A 20,445-nucleotide genomic window follows, 5' to 3' on the forward strand; every position below is an offset into this window, starting at 1 on the left:
CGTGGGATCAGAATTACCGAAAGTTACTTTTTTCTCTGTATAGCGAAGCGCTCTGTGTTAAATCCCTTAGAAGTGAATAACAATCAAACATTTATTCGTTGATCTGTTTTTGGTAAGGCATCAAAAAAATAGATTGTGTAAAAATGGGTATCATATTTAGACATACCCATACTTAATCTCTAAACTTCTTATTTATTCAATGAAATATGCAGGTTGCTTTAGAATGAATGTGAAAATAATAATTTCAATCTTGTTAATTATTACTGTTTATTTAGTGTTTAAGCCGACCTCTGAGGCACCTCAATCTATGAATTACACCACTGCCGCTTACGGAGCTTGGCAATCACCTATTACTGCAGCGAGTATTTTTGAGGCGTCAGATAACGTTTCTTATCTTAGCGTTGAAAATAATCAACTCTATTTTGTAGAGTCAAAAGCATCCGCAAATGGCAAAAATGTTCTTTTCAAACTAAGTCCGCAAAATACAGCAGTTCAATTAACGTCAAATGAAGAAAGTGTTAGATCTCGAGTCCATGAGTATGGCGGACGTCCTTATTTAGTGGATGGAGACGACATTTATTATTCTCAATTCGCGGATCAAAAAATATACCGCATCTCACAAAACAGTACACCTGCAGCCATTACTGAGCAAAACCTGCGGTATATGGAATGTATTGCGGATCAAAAGAATAACCGTCTTATTTGTGTCAGAGAGGATCATCGAGGCATTGGAGAGCCAATTAATACTCTAGTGGCTATTAGTTTAAGTGACACAAACCAAGAAACCCTCTTATTTTCAGGAAGCGATTTTGTCAGCGCTCCGCATTTATCGCCAGATGGTAATTCAGTTGCTTTTATTACTTGGTCGCATCCGAACATGCCATGGGATGATACCCAATTACGGGTGATAAATTTTACTGAAGATGGTTCAGTAGCAAATATTGTTGAAGTCCCACAGAGTGGTAATGTGTCAATAAGACTCCCTCATTATTCTGCAGATGGCACTCTTTATTTTGTCGCTGACTTTGAAAACTGGTGGACATTATATCGTGTCGATACATTATCTGGGAAACCACAAAAGGTGCTCGATAAAGAAATTGAAATTAACAGTTATGGCATAGAAGATAACAATAACGGCATTATCGCCTATTCAAAGGAGGGTGTTGATCACATTGCTAGGGTTAACTTAGCTACAGCTGAAATGACCAATATCGGAAACACATTTTCATCAGCCGATTCAATTTCGGTGGCAAATGATAGAGTTTATTTCAGAGCGTCAACACCTAGTTCTGGTAACGCCATTTATCAGTTAGTTGACAATAGTTATGAAAAAATTTATCAACCTAGTGGACCTGTTATAGAGAAAAATTTCCTTTCTGTACCCCAGCCAATTGAATTTCCTACTGGAATCAATGAAATAGCCTATGGCTTCTTTTATCCTCCTCAAAATAATGATTTCACGGGCGCCAAAGATACTTTGCCACCCCTTATTGTTAAGGTACATGGGGGGCCTGTCGGTGCTACCGATTCGAGTCTCAATCCTGGTATTCAATTTTGGACCAGTCGCGGATTTGCTGTTTTTGATGTCAACCATAGAGGTAGCACTGGGTATGGTAGAGCGTTCAGGAAAAAACTCTATCCTAATTGGGGATTAGTAGATGTTGAAGACGCTTCAAATGGCGTTAAATGGCTTGCTTCTGAAGGTTTTATAGATGCAGATAAAGTCGCTATTCGAGGCGGTAGTGCTGGTGGATATACCACCTTGGCAGCTTTGGCCTTTCAAAATGTTTTTAAGGCAGGTACTAGCTACTATGGCATCAGTGATTTAGGCGTTTTAGCCGGCGATACTCACAAGTTTGAGTCTCGGTATCTTGATCAACTTATTGGCCCTTACCCTGAGATGAAAAATATATACGATCAACGTTCGCCTATTAATAGTGTGCAAAATATAACGGCTCCCTTGCTTTTACTTCAAGGGCTGGATGATAAGGTTGTTCCTCCTAATCAATCTGAATTGATATTTAATGCCTTAAAAGAAAATTGCATTGATACCGCATACATTGCTTTTGAAGGAGAAGGACATGGCTTTAGGCAACCGGCGAATAATATTAAAGCTCTAAATTCTGAGTTAAGTTTCTATGGTCAAGTTTTTGGTTTTGTGGCTGCGGGGAATATTGAAGCTGTGCAATTGATAAGCTGCGATAGCAGTAAACTAGTTGACTAATATACGTCTATTAAGGAACTTGCCTAATAAAAAACTGAAAATCGGTTATTTATTGCTAATTGCTGGTTGTTGGCAATCGACTATCTTGTTAGCGCAAAACAATTCGATTAGTGCATGTGATATGCCATCTAAAAACTGCCTAACTTGGGTAAGTACAGAATTGGGAAATGTTAAACCAAACTCAATGTATTGGTATAACCTGAAACTTATGCAGTTAGACTCCTTAATGATAATTAAAGAGTTCAAATTATTAAAACATGAACTCAGTGCATTTAATGACAAGGAAAATCTCAAACTCCCTGCGGTGTTTGCAACTCATCTGAATATATACTTAGCAAAATTATATCTTATTGATGGAAATCGGGAGCAAGCAGTAATACTTTTGAAATTGTCTTTAGCAGACTTACAGCAATTAAATCAATCATTTTACAGTCCCATGCGTATGATAAATATTGCAAACTTGATGCTTAATTTAAATCAATATGAGAAATCGTTAGCTTTATTGGAGCGAATAGAGACTGAGTTTGAAAACAGCAGGGACTTATATTTAAAGTTAGAACTTCACGGTAATCTGGGGCATGCACATAGACTCCTAAAAAACTATAACAACGCATTAGTCCATTATAAAAAGTCATTACAATTTGCGATAAAATTAGGAGGTGAGCAACAAATTGCAAACTTACATAATCATGTAGGTAAAATGTATAAGGCGACCGATCAAATTGATCTGGCGGAATTAAGTTTTATCAATGCGCTTACTTATGCCGAAAAAGATGCTCGAGATTCAACCATTAACCAAGCAAAAATCAACTTAGCTTTTTTCTACTTCCAGCAATTGGAATTAGAAAAAGCACAAAAATTAATAAAAGGAATGGACGCTTCAAAAATAGAACCTCACCAACGAAAGAAGTGGAAAGCAATTCATAGAGCTCTAAATGCAGGTCAACAAATAGTAAGTGCTGGGTCTGATGAAGTTCAATGATAAATGTATAAAAAAAACAATAAGATAATTAGAATACAAAGTGAACATCCAGAACTGTAAAGTCATGCGGTATTTAATTGAATCTAGTCTCCGTCCTTTTGTTTTCTCTGTGTAGCGCAGCCCTCTGTGTTCTCTGTAGTAAATAGCTTTTGCTTTTATTCGTAAATATTTACTGCCTTGATTTATCTACTAATATTTGTTTTTAATCGTTCATAAGCGTTGTGAAGTTGAACGGTTTGGCCGTTATTGCCTCCTTTGTCTGGGTGATGTTTGTGCAGCATTTTTCGGTACTGCTGTTTAAGTTGTTGTGGAGAATAGGGGGAGCTTAAGTTGAGTAATTCTAATGCTTGTTGCAGCGGCATGTTGTTGACCTGAACTTGACTAGGCATGCCGGAAAAAGCTGACCAAAAGTTGTCTAGTAATGTTTCTACCTGAGATTGATCGGTGTCACTTAAGTTTGTCCAGTCAAGATAGTACTCACGAAGCTTGTCTTGTTTAATCACTCCTTTGTGCCCTACTTCCCAAGGATCACGGCGAATACAACTGCAGTGTATTTGCATTAGGGCTGTTTTATTTCCAAGCCAGGTGTCTCGTAACTGGTACAAGGCATTAAAGACGATAAAGTGGCTCTGGAATAACGACAAGGGGTCGCGCAAGGCATCGCTGGGGAATAACTCATAGGGTGGAGATTTTAACAGGTTAAATAACTCAAACTCCGACAGACCATGGTTATGATTTAACAGAATATCGTGCAAAATAGCTTGCAGAGGCGCCCAACCGCTTGGAGTGTGTAACATGCTACAAAATCATGCTGGTGACTTGCAAAGTCGCCACAGATGCAATTTGTTGTTCATTAAACTCTCACTCAATTTTAATCTCTGATGGTTAAGCTGCATTACACTCAATAAATTAACAGACACAACATAAAAATTAAAGGTTTGGCAGTACTGACTTAAATTATTAGATGACTTGGTCTTCAATTAAGTTGCTTACGACCCCGATTAACTTTGAGTTAATAATATACAGTCTTTTGCTCTTGTATTTATTTTGGGGCAAGCTATTATCAGTAACATATTTCGAGGAAATCATGTTCATAAACAGCCATACCAACGTTATAAAGAGTAACTTACTCACCTTACCAAATTAAGCCGAGCGTAGTCCTTACGCTCGGCTATTTTCCCATGTTTTTTTATTTGTTTTAGTAAACTGTTCGGTTGGAGATTTAGCCGTGCTTAAGCGTATTTTTAGGTTTTGCAAAACCCTAATCTGTCCCTCTAATTCTATACTTCAAGAGGCCGGTTATAGGATTTTATTGAATCCTATTTCATTGTTTTTTTTACTGGATCGTCTTGAGTTTTGTAATAGTCAAACCTCGCGTGTAGAGAATCGTATTCGTCTTGGAAGTACAGTTTTACTAAGAAACGAGTCTACACGCGAATATTTGACGTTACGCATAGTTAAAGATGAAAAAGCCTATCCATCTAAGGGCATTGTGTCATTCACCTCAGTCATTGGTGTTGCGCTATTAGGATTACGTTGTGGCGATGTGGCCCACATAAAAACGTTTAAAGGTGAGTTTGATTGGCAAATTTTCACCGTAAGTCACAATGAGAAAAAGACAATTATTTAGAAAATTAGCAGTCAGTAAATGGAGGGTAGGGCCTTGAAGTAACCAATCTTTGAAAAAGTATTTATGCAGTTAAATATATTAAATTTTTTAGGTGAAGGTGAACTCATGTACAGAGAAAAAGATAACAAAAGACCACAAAATTCATTAAAAGAAAAATGCAGAAAACCTAAAGATTAACAAAAATAGCCAATTACATAGAGGGGCTCATTTGAGCCCCTTTTTTTTATATCAAAATGCGAGAGAGAAATTATGGAAAAGCAACCCGATATTATTATTTCAACTGCTGATCTAGCAGAACTAGAATATCAACTTGAACGCTCTAAATTACCGCCAGAGTTTATTCGTGCGATTGAAAATGAGTTGGATAGAGCGACGGTAGTCGCTACTAAAGACCTGCCAGAAGATGTGGTCGCCATAGGCAGTCAGGTCACATTTAATATTTTGGATACCCAGAGAACCTTTACCAAAACCTTATGCTTGCCGGCTGACACCATCAAATCTGAAGACAGTATCTCAGTGTTTGCACCAATAGGCGCTGCGTTAATTGGATTAAGAACAGGTCAGTGTATTAAATGGCAAACCCAGCGTGGTCAACAATCAGTAGAAATAGTCAAAGTGAATGGTAAGACGCGGTAATTTGCGGCAAACTAAAAAGTCGAATTTAACTGTACATGACATAAAAAATAAATAGTAAACGTGAGATTAGTGGATTTCTATTTAAGTATTTCTAATAAAAACAAGGTTGTAATAGATGACGTATATTCATAAAACCATATCTGACTTAAAACGCAGTAGTCCGGCGCAAGCAGAGTTTTATCAAGCCGTTGAAGAAGTATTGAACTCGCTGGGACCCCTGTTAGAAACTAACAGCCATTATCAGCAGCAAGCGATTATTCAACGCATGGTAGAGCCTGAGCGGCAGATTATGTTTCGTGTTCCATGGGTTGATGATAATGGTGATATACAGGTGAATAAAGGTTACCGGGTAGAGTTTAATTCTGCACTTGGTCCCTACAAAGGAGGCCTGAGGTTTCATCCGTCTGTTAATGCCGGTATTGTAAAATTTCTAGGATTTGAACAAATCTTTAAAAACGCATTAACTGGCTTACCGATTGGTGGTGGCAAAGGCGGTGCCAATTTCGATGCCAAAGGACGCTCTGATGGTGAAATTATGCGTTTTTGTCAGTCATTTATGACTGAATTATATCGCCATATCGGACCAACTAGCGATGTGCCTGCTGGTGATATCGGGGTTGGTGCCCGTGAAATAGGCTATATGTTTGGACAATATAAGCGTTTAACTGGACGTTACGAAGGTGTATTGACCGGTAAGAGTTTGTTAGCGGGCGGATCGTTAGTGCGCAAGGAAGCAACCGGATATGGCACAGTCTATTTCGCTGACTATATGCTGGATGAACGAGGAGATAATTTACAAGGTAAACGTTGTTTAGTTTCTGGGGCTGGTAATGTTGCCATATATGTCATGGAAAAACTCTATCAACTGGGTGCGACTCCCATCAGTTGCAGCGACTCTTCAGGTACACTATATCACGACAGCGGTGTTGACCTTCGTTTGGTGAAGCGTCTCAAAGAGAGTCAAAGTTGTGACTTAGTTGCATATCTAGATACCTATCCTGAAGCGATACATACTCCGATTGCTGATTACCCAAAAGATGGCAATGCAGTATGGCGCTATGCAGCGGATGCGGCGTTTCCTTGTGCGACCCAGAATGAATTAACCTTAAGTGATGCTAAAGCTTTATTAAAAAATGGCTGCCAATTAGTCAGTGAAGGAGCCAATATGCCTTCTACCCAAGAAGCGGCAGATGCATTTATAGATGCCGGTATCGCTTATGGCCCGAGTAAAGCAGCTAATGCAGGAGGCGTGGCAACCAGTCAACTGGAAATGGCCCAAAATGCCAGTATGCAAAGCTGGACGTTTGAGCAAGTCGATCAGAAACTCAAGCAGATCATGAAGGACATATATGTGCGTGCCAGCGATACTGCTAAAGAATTTGGACAAGACGGCAACCTAGTGTTGGGAGCAAACATTGCGGGTTTTCGCCGAGTCGCCGATGCCATGATCGAACAAGGCGTTGTTTAGTCTAAACTCGAAATAATGAGTAATATGGTTTTTATATTATTTAAACAAAAGTGCCAGAATCGCGTTATTCGCTGTGGCTTTTAGCGAGTGGTGGTTAAACACTGGGGGTTGGCATTCCCTAAAAGCAGTTTGTTATTTGTTCAATCCAGCCTACTGATTCAAACCTCTGATACTTATCAATACATAAAGATGCTTGGTAGTTGTGGTCATTATTGGGTCTAATAATGGTTAATCCGAATTTAGGTTAGATAGGTGATATGGGAATAATTGAAGCAGAAAATATGCAAGTTACATTTATAGATACTCAAATACCAGAACCAGGCACTCTGCAAGAAGTGGCCTCTGGGATATTTTGGTTGCGTATGCCATTACCCTTTGACCTTGACCATATCAACTTATACTTGCTTGAAGATAATCAAAATGGCCAAGAAGGCTACGCACTAATTGATACTGGTATTGGTACCCGCAAAACAGAACAGTTATGGGATACCTTGCTCGATATCTTAGCTAAACCTATTACTAAAGTGATAGTTACCCATTTGCATCCCGACCATATTGGTATGGCTGGGTATCTGGTTGATAAGTTTCGTGTTCCATTGTATATGAGTCAAGCTGAATATTTTACTGCTAGAGCTATATCAGCCGGTGCTTGCGGCGCGTCTGATTGGCAAGATGACCAGTATTTAGAGCGTTGTGGTTTGTCTGAAGAGTACGTGCACAATGCGCAACAAAATAGAAAAGATAAAAAGGGTATGGGGTCAGTTATTCGGCCTATTCCGGTACAATTTTATCGTTTACAAGCGGGTGATACGCTGCGTATCGGGGAACATAATTGGCAGGTATATATTGGTCGTGGTCATTCACCTGAACATGTTTGTTTATTTAATGCAGACACCAATATCTTGATTTCTGGAGATCATGTTTTGCCGGGTATTTCCCCGAATATCGGTGTGTATAGTACTGAGCCTGATGCTAATTCATTGAAGATGTATTTAGACACTCTGCCACAATTTACCCAGTTACCAGCAAATACCTTGGTTTTGCCTTCCCACAAACAGCCGTTTTATGGTTTACATACTAGAGTTAATGATCTGATTAGTCATCATCATGTGCATTTAGACAACCTTAGAGTTTTTTGTGAGCAGGGCAAAACTATTGAGCAATGTTTACCTGTGTTATTCAAGCGCAAACTATCTGCTCAGAATATATTTTTTGCTATTGCAGAAGCGTTTGCCCATCTCAATTATTTATACTTTGCTGGTGAGTTTAGTCGCGAACTTAATGCCAAGGGGCAGTTTATTTTCACTCTAAAATAACCTGAGCTAGGGTTAAAAATTCCTATCAGTTATAGCCAAGTAATTAGATTTATCAATTAGCTACTGTATGCAGGGCAAACAGGGTATTTTACAGATTGGTTACTGAGTCTTATTGCCGATCAGTGAATACCACTAAGGTAAATAAATGCAATGGTATAAGCACTAAGGAAGCTTGATTTTTATTACCGATAATTGATCCAAGTCAACACCACAAGCTGTCATTGCATTAGGTTTCTTCATACTACAGATTTTTTGAGATGGCTATGAAGGTCACAAATTTGGATCCACGCAAGGTTAGCTCCGGCGATTTTCCGTCAGCAGGGACGGCTAAAGCACAGCTTCATTTTTTACTCAACTATGCAGTGCTAGCACCATCAGGAAACAATGCGCAACCTTGGTTATTCCGGCTTACTGAAGAGGGACTAGAGCTTGTTTTTAATCGAAGTCGAGCCTTATCGATTGTCGATCCTGACAATCGAGAAATGATAATCAGCTGCGGTGCCGCCTTGGGGAACTTAGAAGTTGCAGCACGCTATTTTGGCTATCAAGCAAATATTCAGTTGGGCAGTTTTTTAGGGAACTCCGACTCCTTAGCAAAAGTCACGCTTAGCAAAGGAAGTTTACCTACGGCACATGATATTTCACTGTTTAAGGTAATTGGAGTACGCCAAACGAATCGTAGCCCATTCACTTCTGAAAAAATATCTGAAGATGTACTTATTCAATGTGTTGAACTTGCTGCCGCATTTACTGTGGAATTTTCTTATCATAGTGATGAGAAAACAAAATCGGAAATTGCAAAATTAACCATGTTTGCAGATAAACATCAGTTTTCAAAGCCTTGGTTTAGAGTCGAACTTGCTTCCTGGATGCATTCAAATAAAACCGCTGGAAAAGATGGAATGTCAGCCTATCGTTTTGGTCTACCCGATGTTTTCACACCTATTGCTAGTTTTATGATTAGAACTTTTAATATTGGTAACCGAGTCGCACAAATTAATAAAAGAAAGATTGAAGCTGGCTCGCCTGTTCTAGGGGTGTTCGCTACTCAATCAGATCAACAAAATGACTGGGTTAATACCGGAAGGGCCTTAGCTCATGTGTTATTGGTGTTAACCTCTGTGGGATTTAGTGCCTCTTATCTAAACCAATCCATTGAAATCGATTCTTTTCGAAGACGACTGCGCAAAGAGTTTAATGCCTTAGCCTATCCACAAATCATGCTTAGAATTGGCCGCGCAGACCAGGCGGAGTTTTCCGTCAGGCGCTTGGTTGATGATTGTCTTATTGATTAACCTAAGTTAAATGCCAGTTGCTTGATCCACATCAATTCGCCGCAAACAGATCTCTTGATACTAACAATAGGAAGTTCCCTAAAAACAATAAAAGGTTACCCTATGAAAAGATCACAGATAACAGTTACGTTTTGGTTATTACTACTGGCTGGGATTTCAAGTGTTTATGCACAGGATAAAAATTTAGTTACCGAACCGGCAATTTTAACCGCGCCCCCAATGGTGCCACCACCTATAACTAGAGATTACAGCGCAAAAGTTGTGATCAATCTGGAAACCAGAGAACAAGTAGGGTCCATTGCAGATGGCGTGGATTATGTATTTTGGTCATTTGGGGAAACCGTTCCTGGCAGTTTTATTCGTGTTAGGAAAGGCGACGAAATTGAGTTTCATTTATCCAATCATCCCAATTCAAAAATGCCACATAATATCGATTTACATGCAGTAACTGGCCCAGGAGGTGGAGCCGTATCCTCATTTACTGCACCAGGACACACTTCTACCTTTAGCTTCACTGCTCTTAATCCGGGTTTATATATTTATCACTGTGCGACAGCCCCTGTGGGAATGCATATCGCCAATGGCATGTACGGCCTTATTTTGGTTGAACCTGAAGGTGGCCTGCCAAAAGTTGATCGAGAGTACTACGTAGTACAAGGTGATTTTTATACCAAAGGAGAATATGGAGAAGCCGGTCTACAACCTTTTGATATGGAAAAAGCCATTGATGAAGATGCCGATTACGTGGTGTTTAACGGTTCGGTTGGTAGTACCACTAATGAAAATTCTTTAACTGCCAATGTAGGTGAAACCGTGCGTTTATATGTTGGTAACGGCGGCCCGAATTTGGTTTCTTCTTTCCATGTGATTGGGGAGATATTCGACACAGTATATGTTGAGGGCGGCGACCTGAAAAATCACAACGTACAAACCACGCTGATCCCTGCAGGCGGTGCCGCTATAGTGGAGTTTAAAGTGGACGTGCCGGGTACCTTTATTATTGTCGATCATTCAATTTTTAGGGCCTTTAATAAAGGCGCCTTGGCGATGCTAAATGTAGAAGGGCCAGAAGAACCTGCCATTTATTCTGGCAAACAAGCTGACAATGTTTATTTACCTGAAGGTTCGGCTATTCAAACCTTGGATGAAGACTACATTGTGGCCAAAGCTAATACAAAAGAAGAACAAATACGTTTTGGTCAACGGGTTTACGAAGCAAATTGCCTTGCTTGTCATCAATCCAACGGACAAGGTATTCCTTCTGCTTTCCCGCCATTAGCAAAATCTGATTATTTGAACGCTAATCCAATTTTAGGTGTTGACGCTATAATGAAAGGCTTGTCTGGTCCAATCAAAGTTAATGGCACTAATTACGACGGTGTAATGCCTGCCATGCGTCTAAGTGATCAAGACATTGCTAATGTTATTACTTTTGTTCTTAATAGCTGGGATAACAATGGTGGGCAAATGTCTGCTGCAGAAGTTGCTAGTAGACGCCATTGATATGATATTGACATCCCTTATATTAGCGGGAGCATTAAACATGGTGGCTATCCCAGATGGGGATTACCGCCCTCTTTACATGAGTAAAGACAGTCCACAAACACAAGTGCGGGCTTTTACCATAGATGTAAGGCCTGTCACTAACCAGCAGTATTTGTTGTTTATCGATGCTAACCCGCGTTGGCAACCGTTGACCATAGCGCAAATATTCGCCGAGCCTCAATATCTGCAACATTGGAAGCATGAGGGTAAAAATATACTACCCACTGACGAGCAACTTAACAGCCCTGTTATCAATGTTTCATGGTTTGCAGCCCAAGCTTATTGCCGTTCACTGGACAAACGTTTGCCCACAGTTGCTGAGTGGGAACGGGTTGCTAGCGCCAGTGAAACACATGCCGATGGTAGTCAGGAAAAAGGCTATCATCAGCGTATTTTAGAATGGTATAGCCAACCTAGTCGCAAGCAATTAGCTGACGTTGGTGGTAATGCGCCTAACTTTTGGGGCGTACAAGACCTACATGGACTGATATGGGAATGGACTGAAGATTTTAATTCAGCTTTAGTCAGTGGAGAATCACGGGGCGATAGCAATATAGATCAAAGACTTTTTTGTGCTGCGGGATCTCAAGGTGCAGCCGACCCAAGCGACTACGCCGCGTTTATGCGTTTTGGTTTTCGCTCCAGTTTACAGGCAAAATTCACCCTACCAAACCTAGGGTTTCGTTGTGCATCTTCACAGGAACAAACAAATGATAAAATTTAATCCAGTTATTCTAGGCAAATTAATAGGACTGGCATTGTTGCTAGTTGTTTCACAGGTAAACGCACAAACCGTGCCTCAGGATTCGATTTATCAACTTAACGGCATTTGGTTAGATCAAGACGGTAACGAGCGTTCACTCAGTAGTTTTAGCGGTAAAAAGCAGGTGCTAAGTATGATTTATACTCACTGCTTACATACCTGCCCAACTATTGTTTCTACCATGCAATCCATCGAAAATAAGCTTAGCGATGATGAAAAACAAAACGTTGGATTTATTCTGGTTTCATTAACCCCTGACACTGATACCCCTGAGGTTATGCGGGACTTTGCGCAAAAAAGAAAACTCAATTTGGAAAATTGGAGTTTATTAACTGGCAGCGCCGAAGATGTGCGCAGCTTAGCCATGGCATTAGACGTCAAATATCAAAATGTTAAAGACAATGAGGTCAATCACTCCAACCTAATTACTGGGCTTGATAGTCAAGGTAGGATTAAATTTCAAGAAATAGGTGTGATGGATAATGCAGTAATGGCTGTGGAGAAACTTAAAACATTCTAAATCAAGTCAAACTCGATTTATTAAAAACGCCAAATGAAAAAAGACCTAGGCAACTTTTTAAGTAACCTAGATCTATAAATATTCAAATATTAGTGGTTATGTTCTTCTTCAGCAACACCTAGCCAGGTAATGGCTTCAGGCGCAAAATCCAGTTCTATGTCACCTTCAATTTCCTTATCTTCCAAATGAATCTGCAGGACATGCTGAGCAATGGGATCCGCCACATACACATAATGGCCGTTTTGCGCCACAGTCATGCTGAATGACATGCCTTCAGGCATAGTTGCTACATCTTCTTCAGTAATATCTAACTGACTTTCTAATTCCCAATGCATATGACCATCGTGTTCATGGGCACTAAGAATATTCAGGTAACCTGCGTCATCCAAAACCAGAAAATGTGCCCCATCATGCGAAAATGCGTAAGCAACCGGGCTGGCATCTGGTTGCCATTCCAGCGCTTCCATTTCATTTTCCTCAGGATTAACACTCAGCAAAATGGCTGGTCCACCACCGTGTCCTGAAGCTATACTGATAAAAGATTCACTCTCTTTATGGGCGTATAGTGTGCCGATGCGCAGCCCATCTAGGATGTCAATATTGGCAATTTTTTCTGCTTCGTATTCTTCGTCGTGTTGATTAGCAACTAACACGCCATCGCTACAGCCAAATACCACATATTCACTATTTTGCGCAGCACCATGTAAATCTGGACAATTGATTTCTAATACCTGTTCCAGTTCATATTCATCATCATGTAGGTGATACACACCCACTTGATCAGGTAGTATTTTAGCTGTCGACGTGCTCTCGGCATCATCGCGGCGCACTGTAGACAACAAATACTCACCACGAGGTTTAGCGACGCCATGCATGTTCATGGTGTAGTCCAGAGTAGGCAGAACACTGGTTTGATTGCTAATGTCGGTATCTGAGAGAACCTGTACTGAAGCAGGGATCCCAGATTCGGCATCACCATCATAAAAAATGGCCATCTGACCATCATGCTTGATGACGTGGGTTGGACGACTTGCGGCCAACTCATAGTCGCTCATCACTGGGGCTTGTTTATAATCATGTAGATGTTCACCGTGATCTTCTCGCCAAAAGCCTCCATCAATAAAACCCACATAATCCTGAGCGCGACTGGAAATCACTGCAAAACGATAATCTGCTGATACGCTTAAAGCATTGGATTCATGTACCAAAGCAAAGGTATCTAGCGCGTCATTATCGTCTAAATCAAATACAGTCAAGTCGGCACTTTCAGCCGATAGTACTGCTAAGCGCCCCATAGACTCGATAGTATAACTGTCATATACATGGTCGTGATCATCATGATCGTCATCTGTTTCCTCAATAGGATCTTTTTCAATTATGGTTGTTTCTGCATCGCCACATGCAGTTAACATTAACGCACTGATCGTGACCGCCAGCAGGTTAAGTGGAAATGGTTTGAGCATAGTATTTTCCTTATTATGTAAATGTAATTCTCAGATTAGAAGTAGCCACGAATGCCCAAAGCAAAGCTGCGGCCCGGGCGTGGAGCAATATCTTTAATAAACGAGCTATGCACTCTTGCCTCGGTATCCGTTAGGTTGCTGCCTTTGAGATAGATAGCCATATCCTGATTAAAGAGCGGTAGGTCGTAGGAAATACTGGCATCAACCAGCGTATATCCATTTGTTTGGGTTTCTTGGGCAGCAACACGGTCTTGCTTCTGATAGCGGGTAATATCCAGATGCGCACTTAATCGCTCGTTTTCATAGCTAAACTGGGTGCCAAAACGCATGGGGGGGGTGCGAGGTAAATCACCACCGTCTTTTAAACGGGCTCTGACATAATCGGAAAACACTGCGGCTTTAAATTCATCGCTAGCCTGCCAAGCAAGCTGTGCCTCAAAACCATGGAGGATCACATCATCGGTTTTGAAAATGTATACAGGTAGTTCATCGGTATGTTCATCACTTTCTTCTTCATGATCATGTACATCTTCTTCACCATGGTCATGACCACTTTCGGCAAATAGACCTGTATCAGTTTGATAGTAGTAATTGTCCACTTGGTTATAGAAGGTATTAAAAACAAAGCCGAGATCACCTTGTGTTTTCCGCAAAGTCAGGTCGATATTATTGGCGGTTTCAATATCAGTGTTTTCGTCGGTTAAATCAATATGGGTATCACCGTCATCCTCATGCAAAGCGAACAAGGCGCCTACCTCATAAGAACTGGTACCAATATGCGGACCAAACGACATTAACTCAGATGCCGAAGGCGCACGCTCTGAGCGTGAGATTGAAATTCCTAGATTATAACCTGGGGTGAAATCCCAAACTAAACCTGCTGATAAGCTGACTGGAGTGAATTGATGTTTAACAGCAAATACACGGGTGGTACTGGTTTCCACTTCATCTTCTTCATGATCATGCTCATGCTCATGCTCTTCTTCATCATGGTCGTGAGCTTCCAAAGTTGGCAGTAGCAGGTTGTTTGCCTCTAGGGTCACGCGCTCAATGCGGGCACCTAGCTGAAACAGTACCTCGCCAAAGTGCTTTTCTTCCATCATAGCCAATGCAATAGTTTGGGTTTCTGATGGGGGAGTAAAGGCTTCTTCTCCCTGGGCCGCCACTTCACTGCGTTTATAATGCAAGCTGAGGCCACCATTCCACTCTGAAAAAGGGTTATGATGAATATCTACTTTGAGTTCTTGAGTTTCGTTTTCGAATAAAGTACCTGTTTCACCATTTTCAATTTCGGCATGTTCATATTCGGTAAAGCCACCTCGAAAATTGACTTTATTAACCACCTTCCCGGCAAAATTATACTCACCCAATAATTGTACTCGGGTTTGTTCTAAGTCGGCGAAGACACTTTCTTCTTCTTCTTCGTCGTGATCGTGATCTTCTTCCTCTTCTGAGTGACTATGGCCAGGAATGCCGTATTCGCGGTTAAATTGCTCTACCGCAACACCAAAATAGCCTTCATCAAATAAGTAACTTGCACCTAAAGTAATGCCATCGGATTTTTCACTGCTGTTTTCAACGACAAAATCATGGGCTCCATTTTCTTCATCGTGACCTAGCTCTGGTGCGATAGGCACCTCATAATCACTGGATTCTCGATAATAACCATCAGCATAAAAGGCAAACGAGTCCATACCTGTTGTTAAATTAAAGGAACCCAATTTTTGTTCATCAGCAGAGTTGCCTTCCAGTAACCATTCGCCTTGTGTAGTGTTATCGGTAGGCACACGCCCATCAACCACATTAACTACACCACCTATTGCGCCGCTACCATAAAAGAGTGTTGCTGGGCCACGTAACACTTCTATTTGTTGTGCCGTTGACGCTTCGGATGCAACTGAATGGTCTGGACCAACTCTAGACACATCGCTCACATCAAGCCCATTTTGTGCAATCAATACACGAGGGCCACTTAAGCCACGAATAATAGGGGTACTGGCCACATTGCCATGGAAGTTGGTATTCACCCCTGGCAATTTTTCCAGACTATCACCCAATGTAGACGCTTGTTGGCGACGCAATGCTTCACCGGCCAAAACGCTTACCGGTGATGCAGACTCCATAATTGACATATGTATAGGTGTGCCAACGATATCGACTACTTCAATGGGTGAGCGACTGAGAGACAAGGTTAAGGTTTTAACTTTGTCATCGGCCAACATTATGTCTTGATGCAGGTGGGCATAATTTGCCGCAGAGATATGGATTTCATTTATGCCAGTACTTAATTTGTTGAAAATAAAGCGCCCTTTACTGTCTGTGATGGTTTGAGTATTTTCCCCATCCACTCGAACCGTCGCACCAGCAATCGCTTTACCATCACTATTTATTACTACCCCTTCTATTGATTGTGCCATGGCAACAACAGGTAGCAGTGTACTTATAACAGCCGCAATCCGTGATATTTTGTACATTTAAACTCCAGTGTAATGTTATACTATATCATTAGTTTGATGTTATGTTATATTGTATCAAAATGAAAATCAAACAGGTCTTCAATACCATATATGTTTCATATGATTATTTTTTTGCGTGGACTGCTGAAACGGTTATTTTCATCAGTCTGCGATGTATCGTTTTTAGTAGAGAGTCAATCTAGTAGCGGGGGAAACTTAGTTTTGTTTATGAATAAGGTATGGGTTCGGCTGTCTCTTATATTCCTGTTCAGTATGGGATTTTCAGCCAACGCCCAGCAGCATACACATGGTCAAGGTCAGCTTTTGATATCCCAGGATGGAACAGAGTGGCATATGCAATTGATTTTACCGGCCGCTGATAGCTTAGGGTTCGAGCATGTTCCAGAGACTCAAGCACAGAAAAATAAGATTGAGTCACTTGCTAAGAAATTACAAGAAAACGCAGCTGTTATTGAAGTTGATGGTCGGTGTGCCCTAATAAAAGCCGCACATTCCTTGGTAAACCAACATGGGGATGAGCTCCATAAAAATCATGAACATGATAACGAGCAAGATCACCATGATATAGAAGTTGAATATCAATTCAGCTGTAAAGATGCGATTACTCAGGTATATGTGAAAATCTTTGAAACTATGCCATCACTTAATGCCATAGAGCTGCAGTGGCTGCTGGAAAATAGTCAGGGAATGCTGACTCTTACCCGCAGCCATCCCTATATAGAGTGGTAATTATGAATACTATGGACGCTAGGGATTTTATCCAGATTGCCAAGAATATTTGTGAAAAGACGGGGTCTAGACTCACGGAAACACGTCAACATATGTTGGAAGTGTTATTCACAGTAGAAACACCAAAATCAGCCTATGAGCTAACAGATGATTATAACCGGCTAGTTAACTCACCCATTATGGCGATGTCGGTTTACCGGATCCTAAATTTTTTGGCATCTATTAGACTAGTTCATCACCTTCATTCAATAAATAAATACATTATTTGTAAACATCCCATTGGGAGAAGTGAAGACCAAGTACCGCTGTTTCTGATTTGTACTTCGTGCCAACAGATAGAAGAAGTTGCCATAGCGGCAGATCTTATTTATGCATTATCAGACCATGCTGAAAGCCGCGGATTTATCAGTGCGGGTTCACAAATTGAGCTCAATAGCTTATGCAAAAAATGCCAATCAAATATTCATCAACACTCACCAGGAGACTTTAATGGTCAAAATCCAACAAATAAGTGACAAAGCAGCAGTGGGGTTATCACTATTATGTGTGGTTCACTGTCTTTTTTTACCTATTCTTCTAATTCTAATCCCGTCATTATCCGGTGTATTTGCCTTTAACGATGAGCTATTCCATACATGGTTGCTATACGCAGTTGTCCCAATTAGTTCGATTGCCATGCTAATGGGATATCTACATCACCGCAGTCATCGGGTTTTTTTAATTGGCGCCTTGGGGTTAATAATGCTTATTTTGACTGCTTTCTGGGGGCATGAACTTTTTGGTGAATTCGGTGAAGTGGCTTTTACTGTATTGGGTTCAAGCATCATTGCCTACAGCCATATTCGTAACTATCAACTGCGCTCACAAAACAAGCGTCCAGAACCTCATCATTAGGAGTCAAAAAATATGCAACAACCTAAACTGCCGGTCACTGTCCTATCAGGATTTCTCGGTGCGGGAAAAACAACGGTACTTAGCCATATATTGAACAACCGTCAAGGCAAAAAGGTTGCCGTCATTGTGAATGATATGAGTGAGATCAACGTAGATGCATCAATCCTAAAAAATGAAGTCACTTTAAATCAAAGTGAAGAGAAGTTAGTTGAAATGAGCAATGGCTGTATTTGTTGCACGTTACGGGAAGATTTATTGTTAGAGGTGGGCAAGTTGGCAGCAACGGGAAAGTTTGACTATTTGGTTATCGAATCGACAGGTATATCGGAACCTCTTCCGGTAGCTGAAACCTTTACTTTTGCGGATGAAAACGGTATCTCGTTATCCGACGTTGCAGATCTGGATACCATGGTCACAGTGGTCGATGCCCTTAATTTTCTCAACGATTATGATGAAGCAAAGTACTTACAAGAAACAGCTGAACATCTTGGTGAAGAAGACGAGCGCAGTGTCACAGACTTACTGGTAGATCAGGTCGAATTTGCCGATGTTATTTTAGTTAGTAAAACCGATCTGGTGGGAATTACAGAGCTTAATCGATTAATCAGCATCTTAAAAAATCTGAATTCGCAGGCGCGTATTATTCCAATAAGTCATGGACAAATTAATGTGGAAGAGGTGCTTGGTACTGGGCTTTTTGATTTTGACAAAGCGCAACAAGCCCCCGGATGGTTGCAAGAATTACGTGGTGAGCATACACCTGAGACCGAAGAGTATGGCATTGCGAGTTTCAGCTATTTAGCCCGTCGGCCTTTCCATCCTGAAAAATTTCATGAGTTTCTGCACGGCACAGATAAATTCGGTAAGTTAATTCGTTCTAAAGGGTATTTTTGGTTAGCTTCGCGCCCAGAGTTTGCTGGTCAATGGAATCAGGCTGGTGGTATTGCCCACTATGGGTTTGGCGGTATGTTCTGGAAAGCAGTGCCCAAATCTGAATGGCCTAGCGACGCAGATTCTTTGGCATCCATAGAAAAACTATGGGAAGAACCTTTTGGTGATATGCGACAAGAATTGGTGTTTATCGGACAAAATTTAGATCAGGAGGCTGTTACTGATGCATTGAATCATTGCCTGTTGTCAGATGAGGAGCTTTTGCAAGGAAAATGCCACTGGAAAACCTTAGCCGATCCTTTTCCTGAATGGGAGAGCGAAGCATGAACAATACATCAGTCTTGACGGAAATAGCGCAACCTCCAGAAAAAGTAAGGAGGTCCTCGGAGTCACACAGTCCCGCTGTTTTGACCGATATTTATGCCCAAGACATCAACATGTGCATCTGGAAACGGGAGTTGTCAGCAGAGCTGCTCACAGATATTGAACAATATCTGCAGGGCAAACCAAACTTGAGTATCACCAAAATCATTAAGTCTGATGCAATTAATCAGGAGCTGAATGAAATTCTGAAGGATTTTCCAAACCTTGCTGCCCTGCGGGACAACATCGCCGAATTAATCGACATGTTTTCTTGTCTTTTTGACCTGAAACAAGTCGGTTTTCGCCTTAACGTTCTCGAACATGCTATGTGTCCGCGTTTTCATGTAGACAAAATTCCCTGCCGTTTAATTACCACATACAGTGGCAACGGCACACAATGGCTTTCCCATGACCGAGTCAACCGCGACAAACTGGGATTTAAAAGTCAGGGGCTTGGTGATGAACAGTCTGGATTCTATTTGAACGCCGATGATATTCAAATTGTGACGACGGGACATGTCGCCTTACTTAAAGGGGAGTTATGGCAAGGCAACGAAGAGGCAGGGTTAGTGCATCGTTCCCCTCCTGCAAGCTCTGATGAAAAACGGCTAGTGATGACATTGGACTTTGTTTAGTAAGTGATACATGAGCACTCAGTTAAGTAAAAATGCCTTGTTGACCAATAATAATTTCATTGTGGCTGGACTCCTGTTGCAGGTACTCAAGTTTCAGCAAAAACATGACGAAACTGGGTTAACGGTTAGGAGGGGACGGGCAAAACTAGCAAATATTATCGAACTAAATCGGCTGTAATACCTGGTCATTACTCACAAATAACATTCAAGGAATTGGACTATCCATGACTAAAAATAATCAAATGCCTGCTTCTGAGTCAGAAATCAACCAAGCATCCTGCTGCAGTCGCTCTAGTTGCTGCGCCCCTCCAAATCCTGTTGTTCGCGTCGAGCCCAAAGTGGGTCGTAACGACCCTTGCCCTTGCGGCAATGGTCGCAAGTTTAAAAAGTGTTGCGGCAAAAATAGATAAACTCTGAATTGGCATCTTAAGGGCAAGGATAGCCTATTCAACCAACCGCTATCTGAGTACTGTCATTGTTGCAGCTTTGTGAGTAAATTAATAAATATTTCAAAAACCTAAAAAGGGATAGGTTGAATGTTAAATTGAGTTTATATCTTATTAAGAAATTATACTCATCATTCTAAAATACCTAATAGGGAAACATGCTTTGCA

18 protein-coding genes and 1 pseudogene are annotated in these 20,445 nt (G+C 41.0%); 16 read left to right on the forward strand and 3 right to left on the reverse strand.

Annotated features, from left to right (window positions below; genetic code table 11):
* The first annotated feature begins 307 nt into the window (after window positions 1–307).
* Together GARC_RS19670 and GARC_RS19675 are read left to right on the forward strand one after the other, a co-directional pair.
* The gene (locus GARC_RS19670; RefSeq protein WP_007623578.1) at window positions 308–2,224 is read left to right on the forward strand and encodes a S9 family peptidase; all 1,917 of its coding nucleotides are present in this window, start codon (window positions 308–310) and stop codon (window positions 2,222–2,224) included.
* Window positions 2,217–3,206 (forward strand): tetratricopeptide repeat protein, encoded by a 990-nt coding sequence (locus GARC_RS19675; RefSeq protein ID WP_007623580.1) that lies wholly within the window; start codon window positions 2,217–2,219, stop codon window positions 3,204–3,206. Before GARC_RS19670 ends, GARC_RS19675 begins: the two co-directional genes overlap by 8 nt.
* Before the next feature lie 182 nt (window positions 3,207–3,388).
* Here GARC_RS19675 and GARC_RS19680 read toward each other — a convergent pair whose 3' ends face one another.
* Window positions 3,389–4,003, reverse strand: coding sequence for a DNA-J related domain-containing protein (locus tag GARC_RS19680; RefSeq protein ID WP_007623582.1), 615 nt, complete (start codon window positions 4,001–4,003; stop codon window positions 3,389–3,391).
* Window positions 4,004–4,518: 515 nt separating this feature from the next.
* Here GARC_RS19680 and GARC_RS19685 point away from each other — a divergent pair.
* From GARC_RS19685 to GARC_RS19720, 8 genes are all read left to right on the forward strand, one after another.
* Window positions 4,519–4,836: a GreA/GreB family elongation factor gene (locus GARC_RS19685; protein ID WP_226989236.1), complete on the forward strand. Its 318-nt coding sequence runs from the start codon at window positions 4,519–4,521 to the stop codon at window positions 4,834–4,836.
* Window positions 4,837–5,085: 249 nt separating this feature from the next.
* A complete protein-coding gene (gene rnk / locus GARC_RS19690) occupies window positions 5,086–5,472 on the forward strand; it encodes a nucleoside diphosphate kinase regulator (protein WP_007623588.1) in 387 nt (128 codons plus the stop codon).
* 115 nt (window positions 5,473–5,587) lie between these two features.
* Window positions 5,588–6,940, forward strand: coding sequence for an NADP-specific glutamate dehydrogenase (gene gdhA, locus GARC_RS19695; RefSeq protein ID WP_007623590.1), 1,353 nt, complete (start codon window positions 5,588–5,590; stop codon window positions 6,938–6,940).
* A 281-nt stretch (window positions 6,941–7,221) separates the two neighbouring features.
* On the forward strand, window positions 7,222–8,256 hold the full coding sequence (locus tag GARC_RS19700) for an MBL fold metallo-hydrolase (protein WP_162832683.1): 1,035 nt from the start codon (window positions 7,222–7,224) through the stop codon (window positions 8,254–8,256).
* 263 nt (window positions 8,257–8,519) lie between these two features.
* Window positions 8,520–9,551, forward strand: a complete 1,032-nt coding sequence (locus GARC_RS19705; protein ID WP_153810974.1) for an Acg family FMN-binding oxidoreductase — start codon at window positions 8,520–8,522, stop codon at window positions 9,549–9,551.
* A 102-nt stretch (window positions 9,552–9,653) separates the two neighbouring features.
* A complete protein-coding gene (gene nirK, locus GARC_RS19710; protein ID WP_007623603.1) occupies window positions 9,654–11,054 on the forward strand; it encodes a copper-containing nitrite reductase in 1,401 nt (466 codons plus the stop codon).
* A 1-nt stretch (window position 11,055) separates the two neighbouring features.
* The gene (locus GARC_RS19715) at window positions 11,056–11,820 is read left to right on the forward strand and encodes a formylglycine-generating enzyme family protein (protein WP_039990111.1); all 765 of its coding nucleotides are present in this window, start codon (window positions 11,056–11,058) and stop codon (window positions 11,818–11,820) included.
* On the forward strand, window positions 11,807–12,379 hold the full coding sequence (locus GARC_RS19720) for an SCO family protein (protein ID WP_007623605.1): 573 nt from the start codon (window positions 11,807–11,809) through the stop codon (window positions 12,377–12,379). Before GARC_RS19715 ends, GARC_RS19720 begins: the two co-directional genes overlap by 14 nt.
* 89 nt (window positions 12,380–12,468) lie before the next feature.
* On the opposite strand, the gene GARC_RS19725 is transcribed toward GARC_RS19720, so the two are convergent.
* Entirely contained in the window at window positions 12,469–13,842 is a 1,374-nt protein-coding gene (locus tag GARC_RS19725) for a hypothetical protein (RefSeq protein ID WP_007623607.1), read from the reverse strand.
* Window positions 13,843–13,877: 35 nt separating this feature from the next.
* On the reverse strand, window positions 13,878–16,316 hold the full coding sequence (locus GARC_RS19730) for a TonB-dependent receptor (RefSeq protein WP_007623609.1): 2,439 nt from the start codon (window positions 16,314–16,316) through the stop codon (window positions 13,878–13,880).
* A gap of 210 nt (window positions 16,317–16,526) precedes the next feature.
* Between GARC_RS19730 and GARC_RS19735 the strand changes: the two genes are divergently transcribed.
* The 6 genes and pseudogenes from GARC_RS19735 to GARC_RS27830 all read left to right on the forward strand — a co-directional run.
* Window positions 16,527–17,048, forward strand: a complete 522-nt coding sequence (locus GARC_RS19735; RefSeq protein WP_039990113.1) for a ZrgA family zinc uptake protein — start codon at window positions 16,527–16,529, stop codon at window positions 17,046–17,048.
* 2 nt (window positions 17,049–17,050) lie between these two features.
* Window positions 17,051–17,563: a Fur family transcriptional regulator gene (locus GARC_RS19740; RefSeq protein ID WP_007623613.1), complete on the forward strand. Its 513-nt coding sequence runs from the start codon at window positions 17,051–17,053 to the stop codon at window positions 17,561–17,563.
* Window positions 17,538–17,942, forward strand: coding sequence for a MerC domain-containing protein (locus tag GARC_RS19745; protein WP_007623616.1), 405 nt, complete (start codon window positions 17,538–17,540; stop codon window positions 17,940–17,942). Before GARC_RS19740 ends, GARC_RS19745 begins: the two co-directional genes overlap by 26 nt.
* 12 nt (window positions 17,943–17,954) lie before the next feature.
* The gene (gene zigA, locus GARC_RS19750; RefSeq protein WP_007623617.1) at window positions 17,955–19,160 is read left to right on the forward strand and encodes a zinc metallochaperone GTPase ZigA; all 1,206 of its coding nucleotides are present in this window, start codon (window positions 17,955–17,957) and stop codon (window positions 19,158–19,160) included.
* On the forward strand, window positions 19,157–19,831 hold the full coding sequence (locus GARC_RS19755) for a DUF1826 domain-containing protein (protein ID WP_081587591.1): 675 nt from the start codon (window positions 19,157–19,159) through the stop codon (window positions 19,829–19,831). The genes zigA and GARC_RS19755 overlap by 4 nt, the downstream gene beginning before the upstream one ends.
* 302 nt (window positions 19,832–20,133) lie before the next feature.
* Window positions 20,134–20,241: pseudogene (locus GARC_RS27830) on the forward strand (SEC-C metal-binding domain-containing protein); the annotation flags it as partial.
* Window positions 20,242–20,445: the final 204 nt, after the last annotated feature.

The sequence above is a fragment of the Paraglaciecola arctica BSs20135 genome (genome assembly GCF_000314995.1).
Taxonomy (GTDB): Bacteria; Pseudomonadota; Gammaproteobacteria; order Enterobacterales; family Alteromonadaceae; genus Paraglaciecola; species Paraglaciecola arctica.